Annotated in this window: 22 protein-coding genes; 7 read left to right on the top strand and 15 right to left on the bottom strand. The window is 67.9% G+C overall.

Translation table 11 applies throughout. The annotated features are described in order from the left end of the window. Positions 1-47: 47 nt before the first annotated feature. A complete protein-coding gene (locus ACWRN3_RS20365) occupies positions 48-1,124 on the top strand; it encodes an ABC transporter substrate-binding protein (RefSeq protein ID WP_255174245.1) in 1,077 nt (358 codons plus the stop codon). Positions 1,125-1,246: 122 nt separating this feature from the next. Here the strand turns inward: ACWRN3_RS20365 and ACWRN3_RS20360 are convergent, their stop codons facing one another. Continuing rightward, the gene (locus ACWRN3_RS20360) at positions 1,247-2,110 is read right to left on the bottom strand and encodes an SDR family oxidoreductase (RefSeq protein WP_476741716.1); all 864 of its coding nucleotides are present in this window, start codon (positions 2,108-2,110) and stop codon (positions 1,247-1,249) included. Between the two features lie 121 nt (positions 2,111-2,231). Here ACWRN3_RS20360 and ACWRN3_RS20355 point away from each other — a divergent pair, with 121 nt between their 5' ends. Both ACWRN3_RS20355 and ACWRN3_RS20350 read left to right on the top strand, forming a co-directional pair. After that, positions 2,232-2,606 (top strand): winged helix-turn-helix transcriptional regulator, encoded by a 375-nt coding sequence (locus ACWRN3_RS20355; RefSeq protein WP_255174243.1) that lies wholly within the window; start codon positions 2,232-2,234, stop codon positions 2,604-2,606. 167 nt (positions 2,607-2,773) lie between these two features. Continuing rightward, the gene (locus ACWRN3_RS20350) at positions 2,774-3,037 is read left to right on the top strand and encodes a hypothetical protein (RefSeq protein ID WP_476741715.1); all 264 of its coding nucleotides are present in this window, start codon (positions 2,774-2,776) and stop codon (positions 3,035-3,037) included. A 4-nt stretch (positions 3,038-3,041) separates the two neighbouring features. On the opposite strand, the gene ACWRN3_RS20345 is transcribed toward ACWRN3_RS20350, so the two are convergent. Together ACWRN3_RS20345 and ACWRN3_RS20340 are read right to left on the bottom strand one after the other, a co-directional pair. Next, positions 3,042-3,791, bottom strand: a complete 750-nt coding sequence (locus tag ACWRN3_RS20345; protein ID WP_324643961.1) for a 3-hydroxybutyrate dehydrogenase — start codon at positions 3,789-3,791, stop codon at positions 3,042-3,044. Between the two features lie 80 nt (positions 3,792-3,871). Beyond that, positions 3,872-5,251: an MFS transporter gene (locus tag ACWRN3_RS20340; protein WP_476741714.1), complete on the bottom strand. Its 1,380-nt coding sequence runs from the start codon at positions 5,249-5,251 to the stop codon at positions 3,872-3,874. A gap of 127 nt (positions 5,252-5,378) precedes the next feature. On the opposite strand from ACWRN3_RS20340, the gene ACWRN3_RS20335 reads away from it, so the two are divergent. Continuing rightward, entirely contained in the window at positions 5,379-6,275 is an 897-nt protein-coding gene (locus ACWRN3_RS20335; protein WP_476741713.1) for a LysR family transcriptional regulator, read from the top strand. A 47-nt stretch (positions 6,276-6,322) separates the two neighbouring features. Here the strand turns inward: ACWRN3_RS20335 and ACWRN3_RS20330 are convergent, their stop codons facing one another. From ACWRN3_RS20330 to ACWRN3_RS20280, 11 genes are all read right to left on the bottom strand, one after another. Continuing rightward, positions 6,323-7,225, bottom strand: a complete 903-nt coding sequence (locus ACWRN3_RS20330; RefSeq protein ID WP_476741712.1) for a spermidine synthase — start codon at positions 7,223-7,225, stop codon at positions 6,323-6,325. A 74-nt stretch (positions 7,226-7,299) separates the two neighbouring features. Further along, positions 7,300-8,835 (bottom strand): D-glycero-beta-D-manno-heptose 1-phosphate adenylyltransferase, encoded by a 1,536-nt coding sequence (rfaE2, locus tag ACWRN3_RS20325; protein ID WP_476741711.1) that lies wholly within the window; start codon positions 8,833-8,835, stop codon positions 7,300-7,302. After that, positions 8,832-10,283, bottom strand: coding sequence for an aldehyde dehydrogenase family protein (locus ACWRN3_RS20320; protein WP_476741710.1), 1,452 nt, complete (start codon positions 10,281-10,283; stop codon positions 8,832-8,834). The genes rfaE2 and ACWRN3_RS20320 overlap by 4 nt, the downstream gene beginning before the upstream one ends. 81 nt (positions 10,284-10,364) lie before the next feature. Beyond that, a complete protein-coding gene (locus tag ACWRN3_RS20315) occupies positions 10,365-11,081 on the bottom strand; it encodes an SDR family oxidoreductase (protein ID WP_324643955.1) in 717 nt (238 codons plus the stop codon). Between the two features lie 43 nt (positions 11,082-11,124). Next, a complete protein-coding gene (locus tag ACWRN3_RS20310; RefSeq protein ID WP_476741709.1) occupies positions 11,125-12,519 on the bottom strand; it encodes a PfkB family carbohydrate kinase in 1,395 nt (464 codons plus the stop codon). Beyond that, a complete protein-coding gene (locus ACWRN3_RS20305; protein ID WP_420716264.1) occupies positions 12,516-13,166 on the bottom strand; it encodes a D-sedoheptulose-7-phosphate isomerase in 651 nt (216 codons plus the stop codon). The genes ACWRN3_RS20310 and ACWRN3_RS20305 overlap by 4 nt, the downstream gene beginning before the upstream one ends. 86 nt (positions 13,167-13,252) lie before the next feature. Further along, entirely contained in the window at positions 13,253-14,518 is a 1,266-nt protein-coding gene (locus ACWRN3_RS20300) for a glycosyltransferase (RefSeq protein WP_476741708.1), read from the bottom strand. Next, entirely contained in the window at positions 14,515-15,549 is a 1,035-nt protein-coding gene (locus tag ACWRN3_RS20295) for a glycosyltransferase (protein ID WP_476741707.1), read from the bottom strand. The genes ACWRN3_RS20300 and ACWRN3_RS20295 overlap by 4 nt, the downstream gene beginning before the upstream one ends. Continuing rightward, complete coding sequence (locus tag ACWRN3_RS20290) at positions 15,546-16,634, bottom strand: glycosyltransferase family 9 protein (RefSeq protein WP_476741706.1); 1,089 nt, start codon at positions 16,632-16,634, stop codon at positions 15,546-15,548. Before ACWRN3_RS20290 ends, ACWRN3_RS20295 begins: the two co-directional genes overlap by 4 nt. Continuing rightward, entirely contained in the window at positions 16,634-17,170 is a 537-nt protein-coding gene (locus tag ACWRN3_RS20285; RefSeq protein ID WP_255174230.1) for a D-glycero-alpha-D-manno-heptose-1,7-bisphosphate 7-phosphatase, read from the bottom strand. Before ACWRN3_RS20285 ends, ACWRN3_RS20290 begins: the two co-directional genes overlap by 1 nt. Positions 17,171-17,298: 128 nt before the next feature. Beyond that, a complete protein-coding gene (locus ACWRN3_RS20280; RefSeq protein ID WP_476741705.1) occupies positions 17,299-18,258 on the bottom strand; it encodes a sigma-70 family RNA polymerase sigma factor in 960 nt (319 codons plus the stop codon). 146 nt (positions 18,259-18,404) lie between these two features. Between ACWRN3_RS20280 and ACWRN3_RS20275 the strand changes: the two genes are divergently transcribed. Then, a complete protein-coding gene (locus ACWRN3_RS20275) occupies positions 18,405-19,445 on the top strand; it encodes an NAD-dependent epimerase/dehydratase family protein (protein ID WP_476741704.1) in 1,041 nt (346 codons plus the stop codon). A gap of 62 nt (positions 19,446-19,507) precedes the next feature. On the opposite strand, the gene ccmD is transcribed toward ACWRN3_RS20275, so the two are convergent. Continuing rightward, entirely contained in the window at positions 19,508-20,305 is a 798-nt protein-coding gene (ccmD, locus tag ACWRN3_RS20270) for a heme exporter protein CcmD (RefSeq protein ID WP_476741703.1), read from the bottom strand. Positions 20,306-20,490: 185 nt separating this feature from the next. Between ccmD and ACWRN3_RS20265 the strand changes: the two genes are divergently transcribed. Next, positions 20,491-21,459 carry a hypothetical protein gene (locus ACWRN3_RS20265; protein WP_476741702.1) on the top strand — a complete coding sequence of 323 codons (969 nt, stop codon included), beginning with the start codon at positions 20,491-20,493 and terminating at the stop codon, positions 21,457-21,459. After that, positions 21,459-21,753, top strand: a 295-nt coding sequence (locus ACWRN3_RS20260; RefSeq protein ID WP_476741339.1) for a phage holin family protein, incomplete at its 3' end; no start/stop codon positions are given. The genes ACWRN3_RS20265 and ACWRN3_RS20260, both read left to right, overlap by 1 nt.

The following is a 21,753-nucleotide window of genomic DNA, read 5'->3' as shown; positions in this document are numbered from 1 at the left end:
TGCTTTACCGGCGCAGAAACTCAACAACCCGCCTGAAAGGGACACTCATGACACAGAAAGCAACCCGGCGCCGTGGCCGGGTCCTCCTCCGGCCACTGGCCCTGATTGCGTCGGTTGCCCTGGCGCTCTCCGCCTGTGGCGCCCCCGCGGCCGCCCCTCCCGGACAAAGCGGATCCGCCGCTGCCGGCGGCGGGGGCGGCAAGGTGGTCATCGGCGTCGGCGGACAGACCCTCCTGACCTACCTGCCGACCACCCTGGCCCAGCAACTTGGGTACTACAAGGATGAGGGCGTGGACGTTGAGCTTCAGGACCTCCAAGGCGGCTCCAAGGCCCTGACCGCCATGATTGGCGGCAGCACCAACGTAACCAGCGGGTATTACGAGCACACCATCCAGATGCAGGCCAAGAACCAGCAGATCAAGGCGTTCGTGGACATGGGCCAGTCCTCGGGCCTTGCGCTGCTGGTGGCCCCGAAGAATGAAGGCCAGATCAAATCCATTGCCGACCTAAAGGGCAAAAACGTCGGCGTCACGGCTCCGGGCTCCTCCACGGACATGTTCGTGAAGTTCCTGCTGGCGAAGAACAACATGCAACAGACTGATGCAGCCGTGTCCGCCATCGGCGCCGGGTCTTCCGCCGTCGCCGCTGTCGAGCAGGGCCAGGTGGATGCAGCCGTGATGCTCGAACCGGACGTGTCAGTACTCACCAAGCGCATCGGCCACAATCCCGTAGTGCTGGAGGACGTCCGCACGTCGGAGGGCCTGAAGGAAGTATTCGCCACCGATTCCTGGCCTTCCGCCTGCCTTTACGCCAAGACCGAGTGGCTGAACCAGAACAAGGACACCGCCGCCAAGCTGGCCAAGGCCATCAAGCGGACCCTGGAGTACATCAACGGGCATTCGGGCGCCGAAATCGCGGCCAAGATGCCGGAAAGCTTCGCCGGCGGAGACAAGGACCTCTATGCCAAGGTGATCGAGGACCTCAAGAAGACCCTGAGCAAGGACGGCACATTCACCGACGACGGCGTCCAGGCAGTCCTGAAGACCCAGCAGGTAGCCAACCCGGACGTCGGAAACAAGGAGATCAAGCTGGCCGATACGTACACCAACGACCTCGTGAAGTGATGCCACGCTATGTCCTGACCGCGGGCGGCGCCTAACCAGCGAATAACGCCGCGCCCCGGCAAGCACAACAAAAAAGGTGCCCGGCCCCTCATGGGGCCGGGCACCTTTGGCGTTCCGCCGTCCTAAGCGGCAGCAGCGGCGGCCCTGACCGCCTGGCCAAGGGACGTCGTCGGGCGCCCGATCAGCCGGCGGAGGTCGCCGGTGCTGACCAGGAGATCGCCGCGCGCAATGCCAAGGTCGGAGTCCGCAAGGATTTCAGCGAAAGCCTCCGGCACGCCCACGGATGCGAGCAGGCCTGCGTACTCCCCCGCGGGCAGGTTGTTGTAGCTGATGGACTTTCCGGTGGCAGCGCTGATCTCCGATGCGAGGTCGGCCATGCTGAACGCGTCGTCGCCGCCCAGTTCGTAGACTTTGCCGGCCTGGTCGTCGGCCACCAGGACCGCGGCGGCTGCGTGGGCGTAGTCGGCCCGTGAGGCACCGCTGACCTTGCCGTCACCGGCGCTTCCTGCGACGGCTCCCTGCGCGAGGGTCCCGGGAAGCTGTTCGGTGTAGTTTTCCAGGTACCAGCCGTTGCGCAGCAGCACGAAGGGGACACCCGATTCACGCAGCAGGGCTTCGGTGGCCTTGTGCTCGTCGGCCAGCAACATGGCGGTGGTGTCAGCGTTGGCGATGCTGGTATAGGCAAGCAGCTCCACGCCCTCGGCCCTGGCGGCTTCGATGACGGTGCGGTGCTGCTCAACCCGCTGTCCCACTTCGCTGCCGGAGATCAGCAGCACGCGCTTGGCACCCTTCAGGGCAGCAGCAACTGAACCGGCGTCGGCGTAATCCATCGCCTTCACCTGGACCCCGCGCCCGGCGAAGTCAGCGAGCTTTTCAACGGACCGGCCGGCCGCGACGATATCTTCGGCCGGCACGCCGCGTTCCAGGAGGGCTTCAAGAACGTGGCGGCCAAGCTGTCCGGTGGCGCCTGTAACAACGATGCTCACAATGATTCCTTTCGGGAACTTTTACTCTGTCAGTGGGCACAACCGGCCCGGCGGCAGATAACTTCCCGAAAGAGAGTACGCACTTTGAAGTAAGGTACTGACCTCCAGGTAAGCTGGGGCCATGAAAGCAGCTCCCCTGCCTCCCGCATTTGCCGACGGCGTGTTCGCGGCCGGCTGCCCCAGCCGGACCGTGCTGGACCACGTCACCAGCAAATGGGGCGTCCTGATCCTGGTGGCCCTGTCCGAGGGTGAGCAGCGGTGGAGTGACTTACGACGGCGGGCTGAGGGCATCAGCGAGAAAATGCTGGCACAGACGCTGAGGACGCTGGAACGCGACGGTTTGGTCAGCAGGAACGCGCAGCCGGTCATCCCTCCACGGGTGGACTACAGCCTTACCGAGCGGGGCTACGAGTTGAGCGCGCTGCTGGTGCCGCTGGTGGCCTGGGCGTTCGACAACGCCGACGAGATCATCAACGGGACCGGAAAGGCCAAGTAGTACCGGCACCCAAACTCGAGTACCTGTTACTGGTGTGGCTGGTGTGAATAGCGCATAGCGTGGGCGTACGGTGGCGGCCGGAATGGGAGGACCATCCTCTGCTGGGAGCGTTCCGCCAACCAGCACCGTTAGCAGGCGGCGGGCCGCCGCCCGGAGGAGTTGGTCGCATGGCCAAGGACTACGTACAGGATCTTGCCGGCATGGGCCGGCCCGTCAGTCTCGGGGCTGCCCTTTCAGGGGCGTGGGGCCGGACGCTGACTGCCTTCAGCCCCCGCTGCCCTTACCGGGTAGGGGACACGGTCATAGGCGACGACCCCTTCAGCGGCAGGCGCGAAGGGGTCGTCGTGTGGCAGGACCGGCGGTCAGTGGGAGTGAAGACCCCGTACGGCGTCTTCTTTTTCGACCACCGGCTGGTCAGACCCCTGGACTGATGTCCTAGCGGGCGGACCAGCCGCCGTCCATGGTGTAGCTGGCACCGGTGACCATGCCGGCATCCGGGGAGGCCAGCCAGGCCACCAGGGAGGCTACCTCGTCCGGTTCCACCAGGCGCTTGATGGCGGCTTCCGTCAGCATCACCTTGGCCAGGACCTCGGACTCCGGGATTCCGTGCATCTTGGCCTGGTCCGCGAGCTGCTTCTCCACCAGGGGCGTGCGCACGTATCCGGGGTTGACGCAGTTCGACGTGACACCGTGCGGGCCGCCTTCAAGTGCGGTCACCTTGCTGAGTCCTTCGAGACCGTGCTTGGCGGAGACATACGCGCTTTTGAAGGGAGATGCGCGGAGGCCGTGCACGGAGGACAGGTTGATGATGCGGCCGAACTTGTTGGCGTACATGTGCGGCAGGGCGGCCCGGATGAGCAGGAACGGCGCCTCCAGCATCAGGCTGATGAGCCGGCGGAAGTCCGCAGGATCGAACTCCTCGATGGGGCTGATGCGCTGGATTCCTGCATTGTTCACCAGGATGTCGCAGTCCAGGCTCAGCCCGGCCAGGGCGTCGACGTCCAGCAGGTCCACGGCCCAGGCCGTGCCGCCCACCTCTGCGGCAAGGCTCTCCGCGGCGGAGGAATCGACGTCGGCCACCACCACTTTCGCACCCCGCGCGGCAAGTGCCCGTACGGTCGCGGCGCCGATTCCGCTCGCGCCGCCGGTGACCAGCGCCTTGCGTCCGTTCAACGTGTTATCCATTGCAGTTCTCCTTTTGTGCAGCCAAACGCTCTTGTGCGGCCAAACGGTCCAGTGGCTCCATCAGTCCAGTGGCAGCCAGCTCAACGCCGTGCAGCGGTCAGCAGGCCTTCGCGGGCTGCGTCTTCCTTGTCCACATCCTCCAGGGCGACGCCCTTGGTTTCCATCAGGCTTAGCACGGCCACGGTGGTGATGGCACAGGCCACTACCAGGTAAATGGCGGTGGGCACCCACGAACCGGTGTCCTTCAGCCACTGGGTGGCCAGCAACGGAGCCAGGGACCCGGCGAAGATGGACGTGACCTGCGAGCCGAGGGATGCGCCCGAGTACCGCATGCGGGTGGGGAACATCTCGGCCATGATGGCCGGCTGTCCCGCGTACATCAGGCCGTGCAGGCACAGGCCGATGGTCACTGCCAGGACGATGACCACTGCGTTCCGGGTATCGAACATCGGGAAGGCGAAGAAGGGCCAGGTGGCACCGAGGATGGCGCCCGCGAGGTAGACGGGCTTGCGGCCGATCCGGTCCGCCAGGCGGCCGTACTGCGGAATGATGGCGAAGTGGATCACGTGGGCGATCAGCAGCGCCAGCAGGAGCGATGAAGTGTCGTACTTGTGCACGCTCTTGAGGTACACAATCGCGAAGCTGACCACCAGGTAGTACATGATGTTTTCCGCGAACCGCAGGCCCATGGCCTGGAAGATGCCTTTGGGGTACTTGCGCAGGACCTCGAAGACGCCGTAGCTGACGGCCTGTTCCTTCTCCACCAGTTCCTTGGCTTCGAGGAAGATGGGCGACTCGCTGACGTTGGTGCGGATGTAGTAGCCCACGAAGACGATTACGGCGGAGAGCCAGAACGCCACCCGCCAGCCCCAGCCGAGGAACGCCTCGCTGCTGAGGGTGGTGGACATGATGTACAGCACCAGGGTGGCCAGGAGGTTGCCCACCGGGACGGCGGCCTGGGGCCAGCTGGACCAGAAGGCGCGGGTCTTGTTGGGGCTGTGTTCGGCCACGAGGAGCACGGCGCCGCCCCATTCGCCGCCGAGCGCGAAGCCCTGGATGAAGCGCAGGGCCACCAGCAGCGCGGGGGCCAGGTATCCGATGTCGGCGAAGCCGGGCAGGCAGCCCATCAGGAACGTGGAGATGCCGATGATCACGATGGTGAGCTGCAGGGTGGGCTTGCGGCCCAGTTTGTCACCGATCTGGCCGAACACGATGCCGCCCAGGGGACGGGCGATGAAGCCCACGGCGTAGGTGAGGAAGGCCTGGATGATTCCGTCCAGGTCATTGCCCGTTGACGGAAAGAAGTACTTGCCGAAGACCAGGGTGGCAGCGGTGGCGTAGAGGAAGAACTCGTACCATTCCACAACAGTGCCCACCATGGAGGCGGCAACAATCCTCTTCAGTCCTGATCCTTCGGGTGCATGCCCGGCGTTGTTGGCCGGGCGCTGCTCTACGCTCATTGTTTCTCCTAGTGTCCACATTGACACGCGCCGTGATCTCCAGCACAAGTGACTCAGATGAGTATTGCTGCACAAAGGATGCACTTCAATGGCCAAAGAGGCAGTCAACGTGTGCACAATTGCAGATATGAATGCGAATCCTGATGACCTGCTGGTCCTTCTGGCAGTGTCCCGCTCTGCCAGATTCACGACGGCGGCCCAGGCCCTGGGCTTGAACCACACCACGGTCTCACGCAGGATCGCCGCGCTTGAGAAGTCGCTGGGCGGCCGGGTGCTGTCCCGCGCCGCGGGTGGCTGGGAGCTGACGGAGCTGGGCGAGCGGGCCGTGCGGGCTGCGGAACAGGTGGAGGCGGTGCTGGGCACGCTGGGACCGGCCGGCCAGGCGCCCGACCCGGTCGCCGGCGTCGTGCGCATGACCGCAACGGATGGCTTCAGCGCCTACATTGCCGCTCCGGCGGTGGCGCGGCTGCGCCGGAACCACCCCGGCCTGAGCGTGGAGGTAGTCACCATGACCCGCCGGGCGCTGCAGCAGCGGTCCGGGTTGGACATCGAGGTGGTGGTGGGCGAGCCGCAGGTGCACCGCGCGGAGGCCATCCGGCTCGGCGAATACCGCCTGGGCATGTACGCCTCCCGCGCCTACCTTGCGGAGCACGGGATGCCGGCCTCCGTGGCAGAACTGAATGGGCACCCGCTGGTCTACTTCGTGGACTCGATGCTCCAGGTGGACGACCTGGACGCGCCGCGGCGGCTGGTTCCCGCCATGAAGGACGGGCTGACCTCCACCAACGTGTTCGTCCATGTGGAGGCCACCCGGGCCGGCGCGGGCGTCGGGTTCCTGCCGTGCTTCATGGCCGACCTCCACGATGACCTGGTCCGCCTGCTGCCTGACAAGATCGGCGAACTGCTCCCCTACTGGATGGTCCTGCGCCCCGACTCACTGCGCCGTCCCGCGGTGGCCGCCGTCGTGCAGGCACTCCGGGAACGGATGGCCGAGCACCGCGGCGCGCTTTTGGGCAAGGGTTAGCCCGTCGATTGCTGAGTAAATGCCGTTTTGACCGCTGAAAACGACGATTACTCAGCAATCGATGGGGGTGAATCGTGGCGGACCGGCGCTCCGGCCGCGAATGCCCGCACCTGCGCGTCATCCCACAGGTGTGCCGGGACGGCCCCGCCGAGGAGCCGGCGGCGCAGCTGCGGATCATCGCCGAAGGGCACGTCGCTTCCGGCCATCACCATGTTTCCGTACCGCCGGCCCTTCAGCATGGCGGGATCGGCAATGATCACGGTGTGCTTGAAGGCCGCCGCGATGGTGGCGGCGTCCTCCCGGGCGTTTTTCAGGTCCGGTGCGTCCCCGGAATTGGCGACATAGAGGCCGCCGGGGGCCAGGACCCGCTTGACATGCGCGGTGAATTCGGCGGTGGTCAGCGGGCGGGGGGTAAACGCGCCGGCAAAGACGTCGCGGATGATGAAGTCCCGGGTCTGGGCGGTGAGGGTTTCCGTAACGGCGCGGGCCTCCCCCACACGGATCCGCAGCAGGGGCGCCTTGGGAAGGTCGAACCAGCCGCGCACGTACTCGGCGAGCTTCCCGTCCAGCTCCACCACCACCTGGCGTGCGTCCGGGTAGGCGGCGGAGAAGTAGCGGGCCATGGAGCAGGCGCCGCCGCCCAGGTGCAGCCCGCGCAGTTTATGCGCGGCCGACGGCGGCCAGCGGGACTCGATGAGCGCCGCCATCCACCGCATGTACTCGAAGTCCAGGAACAGGGGGTCCGCGAGGTCGATGTGCGAGCTCATGACGCCGTTGATCTTCAGGAGCCAGCCGGTGGAGTTGTCCTGGTCGGCAATCAGCTCGCAGTCGCCGGTATCGATGTAGTAGACGCCCTCCACCGGTCCGTTCACCACGGATCCCCTGGGCACCTCGACCACGCCGGCTGCCGGGCGGCCGGCCCTGCCTCCTGACTTTCCGCGTTTGCCCATTACCCGTGCTCCGCTTCAGTCATGCTTCAACCCTATGTGACAGGCCCTGGTTGACGGGCCCTGGTTGGCGGGCCCTATGTGGCAGGGCTGGCTGCCCCCTGGCCGTCCCGGATCCTGTTCACCACGGCGGTGGTGGACCGTTCCGCCACGTAGTCCAGGATGGCCACGCGGCCGCCGTACTCCTCCACCGCGGGGGTTTCCGCCAGCATTTCGGGGGTGTAGTCCCCGCCCTTGGCGTACACCTCGGGCCGGAGCCTGCGGATCAACGGCGCCGCCGTGGGGGTATCGAACACCGTGACGTAGTCCACGCAGCTCAACGCCGCCACCACCGCTGCCCGGTCTGCCATGTTGTTGATGGGCCGGCCGTCCCCCTTGAGCCGGCGAACGGAATCGTCGCTGTTCAGCGCCACCACCAGGATGTCGCCCAGCTGCTTGGCCTGGTTGAGGTACCGGGTATGGCCGCTGTGCAGGACGTCGAAGCACCCGTTGGTCAGCACGATCCGCTGGCCCTGGGCGCGGTGGAGCTCCATCTGCCGCTCCAGTTCGTCCGCACTCAGGGCAGTATCGGCGAAGGCTTCCAGGTACCGGCTGAGCTGGGCGGTGCTGCACACTGAAGTGCCGGGCTGGTGGACCACCACGTCGGCAGCCGACTGGGCCAGGTCCAGGCTCGCGGTCAGCGGCAGGCCGGCCGCGCGGGCCAGCGTCAGGGCAGCGACAAACGTATCGCCCGCCCCGGATGCCTGTTTCTCCGCAGCCGGCCGCGCCCACGTCCGGTGCCGGACGCCGTCGGGAGTCAGCAGGACGGTTCCGTCCCGGTCCAAAGTGACCACTACGGCGCGTGAGCCGGTGCCCTGGAGCAGCGCCTCGGCCTCGGCGGCCACGGCTTCCACCCGCGCCTGTCCCTCCGGGAGCTTCCGGTCCAGCAGCCGCGCCGTTTCCTGCGCGTTCGGAGTCACCAGGTCAGGCTGCAGCGCAGCCCATGCCCGGGGGTCGTGGGCATCGACCACCACCAGCGGCCGGTCCTTTCCAGCAGCGCCGCTCCCCAGGACATCGGCCATGGCCGTGCGGACGGGGTCCGCCACCACCCCGGTCCCGTAGTCGCACACCAGGACAGCGTCCCGGTGTTCGACGGCGGCACGCACCGAGGCGGCGAGCGCGTCCAGGGCGTCGGCCGGGACAGCCTTGGCCGAGTCGTCGAGGCGCAGCATCACCTGGCCACCGCTGCTGATGCGGATCTTGGTGGTGGTAACCATGTCCGGATGGGACTGCAGGTGCTGGACGTCGATGCCCGCCGCGGCAAGCTGCCCGCGCAGGTCCTCACCGGCGTCGTCCGTGCCTATGATGCCGGCCACCGCCACCTTCGCCCCCAGGGCCGCCAGGTTCATGGCGGTGTTGGCCGCCCCGCCGGGAACCGATTCGCGGGTTTGGATGTCCACCACGGGTGCGGGGGCTTCGCGGCACAGCCGTTCGATGCTGCCGCTCCACCAGCCATCGAGCATGACGTCGCCGATCACCAGGATCGATGGCTGTTCCGCTGCCAGCCTGCCCGGCAGCCAGTCGGACAATGCCCGCTGGGTGGAGAGGTCAATGGAGTCCGGGGACGTGCTCATGGCAGGTCCTGTTCATCGATGACGGATCCCGTGCCGGGGTCCGCCGGCGCCGGTGGCGCGGCGATGTGGACCACCTTGACCTGCGAGAACTCGTCCAGCAGCTCGGGCCCGTAGCCGAACCCGGCGCCGCTCTCCCCGCGGGGCTGGGCTGCCCCGCCCGGAGCGCCGCCAAAGACCGCGTTGACCTTGACCGTTCCCACCGGCAGCGCCGCCACCGCCTGCTGGATGTGCGCAATGTTGCTGCTCAGGACGGTGGCGGCCAGGCCATACTTGCCGCTGCACGCCAGGCGCAGGCCGTCGTCGAACGTGTCCACCACCTGGACCGGAGCCACCGGTCCGAAGGTTTCCTCAGTCATGACCTGCATCCCTTCGGTGCAGCCAAGGAGCACGGTGGCCGGGTAGAACGAGCCGGGCCCGTCCGGCAGGGCCCCGCCCTCCACGGCGCGGGCCCCCTGGCCCAGGGCCTCGGCGACGTGCCCGTGGACGGCGTCCCGCATCCGGAGGTCCACCAGCGGCGCCACGGATCCGTTGCTGTTCCGGAGTGCGGCCTCGGCCTCCAGCGCGCTGCAGAACGCGGCAGCGATGTCTTTATGGACGTAGATGCGTTCCACGGCGGTGCAGATCTGCCCGCTGTTGCTGAAGGCGCCGATCGCTGCCTGCTCCGCAGCCCACGCCGGGTCCACGTCGCGGTCCACCAGCAGGGGATCATTGCCGCCGTTTTCCCGTATGACATGTGCGCCGGTACGGGCCCCCGCCTCCGCGATCCGGGCACCGGAGGCGCTGGAACCCACGTGGGCGATCACGTCCACCTCCGCCTGTGACAGGGCTGCCCCCACGTCCGCGCCGCCGGAGATGGTCAGGAAGACGCCGGCAGGGAAAGCCGGTGCCAGGACTTCGCCCAGCGCCTCGCCCAGCCGGGGGCAGCGCTCGCTGGGCTTGTGGATGACCGCGTTGCCCGTCACCAACGCGGCCCCGATCAAGCCGCAGGCTACTGCCACCGGATCATTCCACGGAGTCAGCAGGACGGCCACGCCGCGCGGCTCGGCGACCGTGTAGTCGGAGGCGAGCCTGCTGCCGCGGAGGCTGTGGCCGCGGTGCACCGGGCCCAGTTCGGCATATTGTTCCAGGGTGGACACGGCGGCGGCGATGCCCGCGAGCGCCTCCGCCTCCGGGCGCCCGGTTTCGCTGGCATTCAGCCCCGCGAGCTCCTGGGCGGCAGCGTCCAGCGCCTTGGCGGCGGCGCGGAGCGCGGCACCGCGCTCGGCCGGAGCTGTCGCCGCCCAGCCGGGCGCAGCCCTGCGGGCCACGTCCACGGCATCAATCACTGCGTCCGGGCCCGCTTGGGGCACCGTCCAGAGCACTTCACCGGTCCGCGGGTCCTGGATAGTGATGCCGGCGCCCTCGACTGTTTCGTTGCCTGCGGTTGTTTCAGTGGCCGTGGTGGGCATGGTGTTCCTCCCGCCTTTCAGTGCTGGTATGTCGGTGCTGGTGGTCCTGCTGTGCCGCCAGGGCGGCGGCCGGTACCCGGCTTAGGGCCAGGAGCCCTCTTCCTCATGGCAGATCAGCATTTCCCTGACCTCGCAGCCGGTGGGCTGGTTCAAGGCGAACAGGATGGCCTGCGCCGTATTGGCGGGGTCGTTGAGCCGGGAATCGTCCTGCGGCTTGTACTGCTCGGTGCGGTCATCAAAGAACCGGGTCTTCATGCCGCCCGGAATCATGGTGGTCACGCCGATTTCACCGCCGGTTTCCGCGGCCAGTGCATGGCTGAACCCCACCACGCCGAACTTGGAGGCGCAGTACGCGGTGGCATCGGCTACGGCGCGCTTGCCCAGGGTGGACGCCACGGTGACCACGCGGCCGTGGGTTTCCTTGAGGTAGGGCAGGGCCGCGCGCACCACCGAAACGGTGCCCATCAGGTTGACCCCGATGACCTTTTCCCACTCGGTGGCTTCGACGTCGGCAAGCTTGCCGCAGCGGTCAATCCCGGCAGCAGTGACCACCGCGTCCAGGCCGCCCAGGGTTTCGGCGGCTTCCCGGACGGCGTGCTCCACGGCCGCGCGGTCCGCGACGTCCACTTCGAACGCCTTCACCCCGGAGACGGTGCTGATGTCGCGGTCCAGGACCACCGGCGTCCCGCCGGAGCGAAGGACGGCGTCGACGACGGCGGCCCCCAGTCCGGAGGCACCTCCGGTGACAAGGACGCGTCCGGGCGTGGTGGCGGCAGTTGCAGTTGATTCTGCGGTCATGGTGTTCCTTTCAATGGGGAAAACAAGACAAGTGGGAAGAAGTTCAACTCACCTTGGCGAGCGCGTCCGCCAGGCCTGTGGTGGAGCGGGCCGGGTGGAAGGGAACGGTAAGGCAGCGGCCGCCCCACCTTTCCACCAGGTCAGCCTCGGGAAGGCGGGCTCCCTTGTAATCGCCGCCCTTGACCCAGATATCGGGGCGGAGCCGGTCCAGGGCGGCCTCGGGGGTGTCCTCATCGAAGACCATCACCGCGTCCACGCATTCCATCGCGAGGAGCAGTTCGGCCCTGTCGTGCTGGCCGATGATGGGCCGCTGGGGGCCCTTGAGCCGCCGCACCGATTCATCCGAGTTCAGGCACACGATGAGGCAGTCCCCCAGTTCCCTGGCGGCGGCGAGGGACCTGATGTGGCCGGCGTGGATCAGGTCGAAGCAGCCGCCGGTGGCCACTACCTTCCCGCCGCTTTCGCGTACGGAACGGGCCAGCAGCAGCGGTTCGGTGGTGCGCCGGCCCCGGGCCGGTGCACCCCCGTGGTGGTCCGGGGCCGCATCCTGCCCCTGGGTATCCGGCAGCGCCGACACGCCTCCGGCCGCCAGGAAATCGGCGGCGTCGTGGACGGCGAGGGCCGCAGCTTCGGGAAGCCCGCGGCCGGCCAGGAGGTGCACTGCCAGGCCGGCCGCCAGGCGGTCGCCGGCTCCGCAGGGGTCCCCGGCTTCCACCTTTGGGGCGGGAACGGCGCGGGAAGAAGCATCCCCCTGCTGCAGCAGGACCGCCCCTTCCTCGCCTTTGGTCACCAGGACGGCCTGGCTGCGCCACCGCTCCAGCAGGACCTGCGCAACACCGTCCACAGAGGTGGGGACGTTCCCGGCGGCCTGGACCGCCTTGGTCGCTTCGGAAATGTTCGGTGTCACCACGGCAACCCCCGGCACCGGCTCCGGGCCTGAGGGGTGCGGGTCCCACACGATGGGCACTGAACCGGCCAGGCGGCCCAGCAGCCCGCGCAGCTGCGGGTTGGCTGCCAGTCCCCTGCCATAGTCGGCCACAATGACCACACCGGCTTTTTCCACTGCGCGCAGCATGGCCGGGGTGACGTCCGGGATTGGAGTGCGTTCGCAGCCCTGGTCAAAGCGGACCACCGGATGGGAGCCTGCCCGCACGCGGGTCTTGACCGGCGACGGGTAGCCGCTGGTCCCCGCCACGAGCTGCACTCCGGCGAGGTGCGTGCGCAACTGGCTGCCGGCGTCGTCATCCCCCAGCACTGTCACCAGGGTGACGGGCCAGCCGTCCTGGGCCAGCATGCGCGCCACCAGGCCTGCGCCGCCGGCACGGCGGCGGACGCCGGAAATGTCCACGACGGGGACGGGGGCGTCCGGGCTCAGCCTGGTGGCTTCACCGGTGAGGTCGACGTCGAGCATGACGTCACCCACGACGACGATCCTCATGGCCGGCCCCCGTTCGCCATCCCGGGGAAGGGGGGCGGCGTGTGCCGGGCAACCTCGAGGTCGAAGGCGCGGCAGATGGCATGCAGGGCGATCAGGTGCCCTTCCTGGGCATTGGCGTTCAGGGCGTCAATCATGACTGCCTCATCGCAGGCATCCGCCAACGGGTTGGGACCGGCGCCGGTCAGCGCCCAGGTGGTCATATTGAGCCGGGCGGCAACGTCCGCGGCCCGCAGCAGGTTGGGGCTCTTCCCACTGGTGGACAGCAGTATCAGCACGTCGCCGGAGCGGCCGTGCGCACGCACCTGCCGGGCAAAGACGTCGTCGTAGCCGTAGTCATTGGCGATGGCCGTCACGGCTGACGACTCGGCGTGCAGGGAGATGGCGGAGAAGGGGACGCGTTCGCTGTCGAACCGGCCCACCAGTTCCGCGGTCAGGTGCTGCGCCTCGGCGGCAGATCCGCCGTTGCCGGCAGCCAGGAGCCGCTGGCCCCGCAGCAGCCGCTGTGCCAGCTCCACGCCCCAGGCGGCGAGCCGGCCGGACTGGCTGCGCAGCGAGTCCAGGGCCGGAAGCACGTTGTCCAGGTGCAGGCGGACCGCGTCGGCACTGGCGGGATCAACGAACGTGGCGCCGGGGAGCACCGCCGGCAGTGCCGGGGCTGCGGTCAGGGTGCGCAAGTCTGCTTCACGCAGGTTTGGTTCGCGCAGGGTTGATTCACGCAGGGACGATTCGGCGGTCACAGTGCGGCTCCTTCCATCGGTACGATTCCGGCTGAAGCGCTGGCCGGCGCCCCGGCCACGGCAAGCTGGTAGGCCTTTTCCGTTTCCGCGGCCACCCGGTCCCAGGAGTAGCGGGTGCGGGCACGCCGCTCTCCGGCCTGGCCGAGCTTTGCCCTGAGGGCGGGGTTTTCCAGGAGCAGCGACAGGGCCGATGCAATGGCTTCGGGATCCCGGGGTGGCACGTGCAGGCCGGTGGCGTGGTCCACCACGGTGTCCCGCAGGCCGCCCACTGCCGCAGCCACCACCGGAACGCCGCACGCCATGGCCTCCAGCGGCACGATGCCGAAGGGCTCGTACCAGGGCGCACAGACCACGGCGTCGGCGCTGCGGAAGATGCCCGGCATTTCAGCCCGCGACACCTGTCCCTGCAGCGTCACGTGTCCGGACACACCAAGCTCGGCGGCAAGGTCAAGCAGGCGGCGGATTTCCGGGTCTTTGTGCATGACGTTCGAGTCACCGCCACCGCCCACGATCAGGAGTTCGACGTCCTCGAATCCCGCCGCTTTGAGGTACGGGAGCGAGCGGATCACCAGGTCGACGCCCTTGCGCGGCACCAGCCGCCCTACCGACAGGATGCGGTAGCGGCGCTTCCTTGCGGCCACCGGCCCCTCCGGCGAAAAGAAGTTCAGGTCCACGCCGCAGGGCGCGATCGAGATCTTTCCGGTGGCGATGCCCATGGCCTTGAGCTCGAAGACTTCGTCGGAACAGGTGGCGATGATCCGGTCCGCAGAACGTCCCACTCCCGGTTCCAGCCAGCGGCGTTCCTCCGGGCTGGTGTCCTCGGCGCCCTGGTGCCTCCGTTTGACGGTACCCAAGGCGTGGAAGGTCTGGAGCATGGGGACGCGGTACCCGGTTTCGGGCCGCCTCGCAGCGTCCAGTGCCGCCAGGCCGGACATCCAGAAGTGGCCGTGAACCACGTCCGGCGGCCGCTGCCCCCAGTCCCTGGCCACCCCGTCCGCGAGTTCCCCCATGTAGGGCAGCAAGTCGTCCTTGGGCACGTGGCGGGCGGGCCCGGCGTCCACGTGGACCACCTCGAGGCCGCGCCCCACCTGGACGCGTTCGGGGAGCTCCGTTGCATCCCTGCGGGTATAGACGGTGACGTGGTGGCCCCGCTTGGCAAGGGCCTCGGACAGCGCGGCAACGTGAACGTTCTGGCCGCCGGCGTCCACCCCGCCAAGTGCCGCCAAGGGACTGGCGTGTTCGGAGATCATCGCGATTTTCATGGGGTCTTCCTCTCCCGCGCCGGAACAAGGATCCGCTCGTCCGGCCGCTCGTTGACGGAGTGCCGGGGCCGGCTGCGCAGGTCCGTCAGGAGCCCATCCCAGCGGTCCTGGAACTTGCCCAGGCCATAACGCTCCAGCGCCGCCTCCCGGGCGGCGAGTCCCCGCCGTCGGGCTTCCTCCGGATTGGCAACCAGGCGCTCCGCGCAACGGAGCAGCTCATCCATATCTGCCGAGACCACGCCGGCTTCCTGCGGCACGGCCCTGGGGGCTTCGGTGGCGGCAAGCACCACCACGGGCATTCCCAGGTGCATGGCTTCCAGCAGGGACAGCCCCAGCGAGGTCCAGCGCATCGGGTGGACGTAGACCCGGCAGCGCGCAAGCTCCCGGTGCAGGTCCCGCGTTTTGAGGTCGCCGCGGGACGTCAGCCGCGCCTCCCCGATTCCGGTGGCTGCCGCGAGCCCGTCGGTCTTCATGCCGAACACCTGCAGGGGCGCCACGGAGGCGAAGGCGGGCAGGAGGTCCGTCCCTGTGACCCGGCCACGCCGCACGGGCTCATTGACCACGACGCCCAGCTCGGGGAGCTCGCCCGTGTACAGCTGTCCCGGGTCCGGGATTCCGTGCTCGATGACCGTGGTGGGGGCAGAACCGTTGTCCCAGGCCAGCCGGTTGAAATGGGTCACGTGGACAACCGGGATCACGGTCTGGTCCGCGAGCGGATGGCTGATGTTCGGGAAGTTGCCTTTGGGCGTGTTGTGTTCCACGAACACGGCCGGCAGGTCGACGCCGGGGATCCGGCCCAGGGACCGCGCCACTTCGTCGATTTCTTCGGGCCGTTGGAGGACGACGGCGTCCACGTCGTCGCCGTCGAGGGCCGCCAGGTCCACCTCCCGCACTGATTCCGGCCAGTCCCTGCCGGCGCGGCCCAGTCCCCAGGCCCCGCCTTCGGGCAGGACGGGAAGCAGGTATTCGTGACGGCCGCGGACAAAAGCGTCCGTCCAGGAACCGTGGACATGCCAGAGCAGGATTCTCATCTGTTGCGGGCCTTTCTACGGGTGCTGACGTGGGTGCTGAAGGAGCTCACTCCGCTGATCAGGCGTTCCACGGCCGCTACGACTTCCTCGGGTGAGACCGAGTCGAGGCACGGATGGCCGGGAACCGGGCATACCCGGGCGCGGGACATGCGGCAGGGTGCGTTCTGGTCCCCGAGGAGTTCCAGGGGCACGCCGTAGGGCGCCCAGCGGATGGCCGGGACCACGGGCGAAAACAGGCATGCCACGGGTGTTCCCACCGCGGCTGCCAGGTGGGCCGGGCCGGTGTTGCCACTGATGACGGCATCGGCGCCGGCCATGACGCCTGCCATGGTGGCAAGGTCGGTTCGTCCGCCGAGGTCCAGGGCGGAGGGGCCCGCCACCGTGGCCGTCAGCGACGTCTCGCCGGGACCGCCGGTCACCACCACCCGGTACCCTGCACCCTGGAGGAGTTCGACGGCGGCCGCATGGTGCAGAGGAGGCCACGCCCTGGCGGGAACTGCTGCTCCGGGGTGGACCACGACGTAGGGCTCGGTCCCCACAAGGGCTGCCACTTCGGCCACGGAGTTAACGCGCAGCTTTCCGTCATCGCCCGGAGGGAGCCGGAAGCCTGCGGCCTCGGCGATGCCCAGCGCCCGTTCCGCTTCGGGCTGGTCTTCGGGAAAGTCCTCCCCCGGTTTCAGGCGCACGTCAAGCAGCGAGCCAGCGTAATCGGTGGAGGCGCCGGTGATGCGCTCCACGCCGGCCAGGCGCAGCAACAGTGCCAGCGGCAGGGGGGATTGGTGGAAGGAGGTGAGGATAACGGCTTCGGTGATGCGGGAATTGCGGACGTATTCGATCAGCCGGTCCGCGTGCGGGCCGGTCATCCGGGGTGCCGGATTCATGATCCAGGGGCTGTCCCAGCTGTAGACCTCGGCGACGCCGGGAAGCATGGCAGCGGCCGCTTCACCCTGCCGGCCGCACAGCATCACCACATGGTTGGTACTGCCGCCGCGCTGGGCGCGGCCGTTGGCCACCGCGCGGACCGCGGGGCCGGCCAGAAGGACATCGCCCATGCTGTCCAGCCGGGCCACCAGGACGCGCCCCATCAGGGTGTCTCCTGCAGCAGGCTTACGGCGGACGCCAAATCGGAGGCGACCAGCCGCGCCGCGGCCACCTCCTCGGCACGGGTCACGGGCGTGGGGACGAGGACCCCGGTGGCGCCGGCAGCCTCTGCGGCGCCGACGTCGGCACCGATGTCCCCGATGAGGGCGGCCTCCGATTCGTGGATTCCCAGCTTGCGGCAGGCACTGTGGACCATGCCGGGAGCGGGCTTGCGGCAGGAGCAGCCGTCCTGCTCCGCGTGGGGGCAGACCTCCCACACATCAAACGGGCCCAGGAGTTCTTCCACCCGGGCATTGACCTTTTCCACGTCGTCGGCCGTAATCAAGCCGCGGGCAATACCCGATTGATTGCTGATCACGCCGGTGGCAATTCCATCCGCCCGCAGGCCGTCAAGCACTGCTTTGGCGCCTGCCACGGGCCTTACCTTGCCGGGGTCCCCGTTGTAGGGCACATCGATCACCAGGGTCCCGTCCCGGTCGAACAGGACAGCCCGGAGCTTGGACATTTCAGAGCTTCCCATAACCAACCTGTTCCCTCCTGCTGTTGCTCCTAAACAAGGCCGCGGGCTTTCCGTTTGCGGCAGCGGCGCACAAAGACCCGGTTGAACAGGCAAGATATGGGTCGATGCGGTGCCGGGCAGCAGGACTGCTACCTGGTCCCGGTACCGCCGTGGCGCCGGTCCATCCGAGCGCCGGCAGTGCCGGGATGCCCAGCCCTACCGGTCCGGTGGAACGGTGCGACGGGGCCGGCCGCGTGGCCTGGCCGCACAGCGCGTCCTGGCGTTCCGTTGCCGGCTTCTCCATCCGGGCTCCCGAACTGCGCGCTTTCCTCCAGCCTGCGCTGCAGCTCCACCAGCACTTTGGCCAGGCGGCGGGAGACCTGCATCTGGGACATTCCCAACCGCTTTCCCAACTGCACCTGGGTTTCCTCGCAGAAGTAGCGCCGGTACAGAAGCTCGCGGTCGGAATCATCCAGGTCCTGCATTGCCTCCCGGAGGCAGGCAAGTTCTTCAAGCCGTTCCAGCGGAGTGTCCGGGCACGCCAGCACCTCGCCAATGGAAGGTGCATCCGAGTTTGGGTTCACGGCGTCGAGGGAATCCGGGTGCATGCTGCTGGACGCCGAGATGGCTTCCTGAACCTCTGCCGGGTCACTGCCGAGCTCGCCGGCCAGTTCCTCAACGCTGGGGTTGCGGCCCAGCGACTGGGTCAACTCCGGCTCCGCCCGGAACAGACGGGTCCTCAGGTCCTGGATATGGCGCGGCGGACGGACAACCCACGTCCGGTCCCGAAGGTACCTCTTGAGTTCGCCGGTGATGGTGGGCGCGGCGTAGGCGGGGAAACTCTCCCCTTTGGCCTGGTCGAAACCACGCGCTGCCTTCACCAGGCCCAAATAGGCCACCTGGTTCAGGTCAGCCCTCTCCCTGCCACGGGCTTCAAAGCGCGCAGCGAGAGCTTCTGCGAGGTCCAGGTACCTTAGGACCAGGTCGTTTTCGAACGTCTCCCGGAGCCGCCCTGAGGCGGCGGGAGGGGTTTGCGGGGATACGGATACCGGCTGTGGATGGTGGACGGGCGCAGCGTCCACGGCTAGTGCGGCAAAGGATTCGGGCATGAGTGTGGTTTCCCTCGGTCTGGTTCCGAAAGCCTGCGGCAAGACTTAGAAGTAGGAAATCATAAGCTTGCTTATAAAACAATCCTTCTCCGCTATAAGCTCGGAATGTAAACGGCAACCGGACCAACCCGCCAAGGAGTCTCGTCATGCGCATTGCCATCACCGGAGCCAGCGGAAATGCGGGAACAGCACTGCTGCGCAATCTGCAGGGCCAGCTCAAGAGAAAGCCCGGAAGCCTGGAGCTGGTGGGAATCAGCCGCAGGCTTCCCGATACGTCCCGGGAACCCTACGCCGGCATGCAGTGGCACACCCTGGATGTGGGCCTGGAGCGGGACAAGCCACTGCTGAAAGAAGCGCTCGCCGGAGTTGACGCAGTGGTCCACCTGGCGTGGCAGATCCAGCCGAACCGCGATCTGGACCTGCTGCACCGGACCAACGTCACGGGAACAGGGAACGTCCTGGAGGCCGCCGCCCAAGCGGGAGTCAAACAGGTTGTTTGCGCCTCTTCAGTGGGCGCCTACAGCAAGTCCGGCAAGGACCAGCGCAGGGACGAGTCATGGCCGGCAGAAGGAATGGCCGGTTCGCACTACAGCCGGCACAAGGCCGAGCAGGAAAAGCTCCTGGACGGCTTCATGGCCGAAAACCCGGGCATCGCCGTCGCACGGCTGCGGCCGGCGCTCATCTTCCAAAAACAAGCAGGGGCTGAAATCGGCAGGTACTTCGTGGGCCGTGTCCTGTCCCGCCTGGTACCGCCCCAACCATGGCTGCCGATACTGCCGGCCCCGGACAACCTGGTCTTCCAGGCAGTCCATGCGGACGATGTCGCGGAAGCCTATTGGCGGGTGGTGGACCAGCGTGCCAGTGGAGCCTTCAACATCGCCGCCGAGCCGGTCCTCACGCCGCAGGAACTGGGACGCATCCTCGGTGCCAGGAGAATCCTCCCCATCCCCATGCGACTGCTCCACGCAGTCGTGGACCTGACGTGGCGCGCGCGGGTGCAGCCCACCGATTCGGGATGGGTGGAGATGGCAGCCGGCGCCCCCATCATGGACACCAGCCGCGCGGAACGCATTTTGGCTTGGGAACCCAAAGTGTCATCGATCGATGCCGTCAAGGAAGTGCTTGCCGGCATGGGAACGGGGGAAGGAGCCAGTCCTTCCCCCGTCCTGAAGCCGCGCCGCCACTAGGGGAAGCGCTGGACGCCGCCGCCAGAAGGGGCGGCGTCCGGCATTTTCAGATGCCCGTGCGTTCAGATTCCGGTTCGCGGCTCGTCTTCGCCGCGCCCGTCCCGCAGGCCATGCCCGGCGGCAGTATCGCTGGCGCCGGCCTGGCGCCTCCGCCCTGCCTCAGGGATTCCGGTTCCGGAATTGGCGGCAGGAGCGTCATGGGGCCCGGCAAGGCCGCCGCCGGCGTCAGGAGTGTCGTAGTGGCCGCCGTGGCCGGTGTCCGCGTGTCCACCGCCGGCATACCCTGCATCCCTGCCCATGCCCGCGCCCATGTCCCGGGCTGGACCTGCGTGGGCCGGGCCCCTTCCATCACGGCTGACCTCGCCGTCCTGAATGCGCTGGGCGTCGTACCCGTCGCGGCGCTCGTCCCGGGCATCGTGCACTACGGGGCGTTCCTGCCCGGCGTCGTACCCGTCGCGGCGCTCGTCCCGCGCGTCGTGCACTACGGGGCGTTCCTGCCGCCTGCCATCGGTTCCCACGTCGGGATCGAGTTCGTCCGCCTTCCGCGCGCGGCTGGCAACGTCCCCCCGCAGGGACTGGGCTTCCTGGCTGCGCTTTTCTGCTTCCTGGCGCAGCCGGGCAGCGTCAACCTGCGCCTGCTCGGCGTCGGCTCGCGCCCGGATGGCCTTGGCCTCCCGCTCGCGGGCATCAATTTCCATATTCTCGGCTTCACGCCGGATCTCGGCGGCCTTCTCCCGGTGCTCCTGGTCCCGCTTCTCCTGCATGGCTTTCCGGCGCCTTCCTCCGGCAAGGAGCAGCAGCACGATCAGTACCACCACAACAACGGCAACTACCACCCATACCCATGGAGCTGTATCCACGTTTCCCACCACTTTCCACTTCGTTGTGACCGGGCAGGCCCTCGCCATTCCGGCTGACATTTTTGGAACGGTTATAACTCGCTTAGCAAGGGTACTTACCTTTCATTAGTAATCATGCTTATCATTTTACGGCCAGTATTGCTGGTTCTTGATCAACAACCGGCCTTCTTGGAAAGAGAGCGAAGATGACAGAGAACCAATGGCCCGAGGATCCCGCCTACACGGCTCCGCCGGCCAATACAGGAATCCCTGGCGAGCGGGAGCCCGCCACCTTCCCGTCAACCGCCGCTCCCCTTGGCGGCGGCAGCCAGGCTGGTGACTCCTATGGCACGTCCCGCAAGGATGCAGCCAAGGAAGAAGCAGCCGATGTTGCCCGTACCGCAGCGGGGTCGGCGCAGAATGTGGCCCAGACGGCGAAGGAAGAAGCCGCGAACGTGGCGCATGAGGCGAAGGCCAATGCGCAGGACCTGCTGCACCAGGCAAAGTCCGGCCTCACCAGCCAGGCAGGCACCCAGCAGCAGAAGGCCGCGGAAGGCATCCGCAACATCTCCACCCAGCTGCACAGCATGGCCAGCGCCCCGGACCAGCAGGGCATGGCCGGCGACCTGGTCCGCCAGGCGGCAGAGCGCACTTCCTCGATGGCCACCTGGCTGGAAAACCGGGAGCCGGGTGACCTCCTGAACGAGGTCCAGCGGTTCGCCCGCAACCGGCCCGGAACCTTCCTGCTCCTCGCCGCCGGCGCCGGCGTCCTCGCCGGACGCCTCACCCGCGGCCTCACCGCAGGTCCTCCCGAAACATCCACTGCCGGCACCGGTGCAGCGGGCCTGTCCGGCCAGTACTCCGGCGCCGCCTACGGCGACCAGTACAACCAGTCATACCCCGTTGCGGGCGGGACGGTTCCGCCCCCGCCGGTCCAGCTGCCCGCCCCGGCCACCACAACGGCCGGATACGACGGGGGCGCACCGGGCAGCAGCTATCCGGAGGCGGCAGGTCCGGCCAGCGGCCTGGACAGCCCTCAGCTCGTGGAAGAGCCCTGGTCAGGAAACCAACTCTCGGACGACCCGCTCCGTGACCGCGCCCTCGCCGACGATCCCATGGCAAACGACCCCCTCACCCAGGACCGCACCCGGGGCGGCCAGACGGGTGGGCTGTGATGAGTAGTCAGATTCCGGAGCCGCCGCCCAGCGCGGCGCATGTGAAAGCGGACAACGCCTCACTCGGTGACCTGCTCGGGGACGTAACCCGTGACCTGTCCACCCTGATGCGCCAGGAAGTGGAACTGGCCAAAGCCGAACTCAAACAATCCACCTCCCGCGCAGGCAAAGGCGCCGGCATGCTCGCCGGCGCCGGGATCGGCGGACACTTCGTCCTGCTCTTCCTCTCCCTGGCCCTGATGTGGGCCCTGGGCGCCATCATGCCCCTGGGCTGGTCCGCGCTGATCGTCGCCG

This window comes from Pseudarthrobacter sp. rb (genome assembly GCF_056389225.1).
Note: the sequence above shows the minus strand (reverse complement) of the source record. Positions and strands in the feature narration are given on the sequence as shown.

Excerpts from the sequence above, each read along its gene's own strand:
- ACWRN3_RS20365 (WP_255174245.1), top strand. The coding sequence starts at position 48 with ATGACACAGAAAGCAACCCGGCGCCGTGGCCGGGTCCTCCTCCGGCCA.
- ACWRN3_RS20355 (WP_255174243.1), top strand. The coding sequence starts at position 2,232 with ATGAAAGCAGCTCCCCTGCCTCCCGCATTTGCCGACGGCGTGTTCGCG.
- ACWRN3_RS20350 (WP_476741715.1), top strand. The coding sequence starts at position 2,774 with ATGGCCAAGGACTACGTACAGGATCTTGCCGGCATGGGCCGGCCCGTC.
- ACWRN3_RS20345 (WP_324643961.1), bottom strand. The coding sequence starts at position 3,791 with ATGGATAACACGTTGAACGGACGCAAGGCGCTGGTCACCGGCGGCGCG.
- ACWRN3_RS20340 (WP_476741714.1), bottom strand. The coding sequence starts at position 5,251 with ATGAGCGTAGAGCAGCGCCCGGCCAACAACGCCGGGCATGCACCCGAA.
- ACWRN3_RS20335 (WP_476741713.1), top strand. The coding sequence starts at position 5,379 with ATGAATGCGAATCCTGATGACCTGCTGGTCCTTCTGGCAGTGTCCCGC.
- ACWRN3_RS20330 (WP_476741712.1), bottom strand. The coding sequence starts at position 7,225 with ATGGGCAAACGCGGAAAGTCAGGAGGCAGGGCCGGCCGCCCGGCAGCC.
- rfaE2 (WP_476741711.1), bottom strand. The coding sequence starts at position 8,835 with ATGAGCACGTCCCCGGACTCCATTGACCTCTCCACCCAGCGGGCATTG.
- ACWRN3_RS20320 (WP_476741710.1), bottom strand. The coding sequence starts at position 10,283 with ATGCCCACCACGGCCACTGAAACAACCGCAGGCAACGAAACAGTCGAG.
- ACWRN3_RS20315 (WP_324643955.1), bottom strand. The coding sequence starts at position 11,081 with ATGACCGCAGAATCAACTGCAACTGCCGCCACCACGCCCGGACGCGTC.
- ACWRN3_RS20310 (WP_476741709.1), bottom strand. The coding sequence starts at position 12,519 with ATGAGGATCGTCGTCGTGGGTGACGTCATGCTCGACGTCGACCTCACC.
- ACWRN3_RS20300 (WP_476741708.1), bottom strand. The coding sequence starts at position 14,518 with ATGAAAATCGCGATGATCTCCGAACACGCCAGTCCCTTGGCGGCACTT.
- ACWRN3_RS20295 (WP_476741707.1), bottom strand. The coding sequence starts at position 15,549 with ATGAGAATCCTGCTCTGGCATGTCCACGGTTCCTGGACGGACGCTTTT.
- ACWRN3_RS20290 (WP_476741706.1), bottom strand. The coding sequence starts at position 16,634 with ATGGGGCGCGTCCTGGTGGCCCGGCTGGACAGCATGGGCGATGTCCTT.
- ACWRN3_RS20285 (WP_255174230.1), bottom strand. The coding sequence starts at position 17,170 with ATGGGAAGCTCTGAAATGTCCAAGCTCCGGGCTGTCCTGTTCGACCGG.
- ACWRN3_RS20280 (WP_476741705.1), bottom strand. The coding sequence starts at position 18,258 with ATGCCCGAATCCTTTGCCGCACTAGCCGTGGACGCTGCGCCCGTCCAC.
- ACWRN3_RS20275 (WP_476741704.1), top strand. The coding sequence starts at position 18,405 with ATGCGCATTGCCATCACCGGAGCCAGCGGAAATGCGGGAACAGCACTG.
- ACWRN3_RS20265 (WP_476741702.1), top strand. The coding sequence starts at position 20,491 with ATGACAGAGAACCAATGGCCCGAGGATCCCGCCTACACGGCTCCGCCG.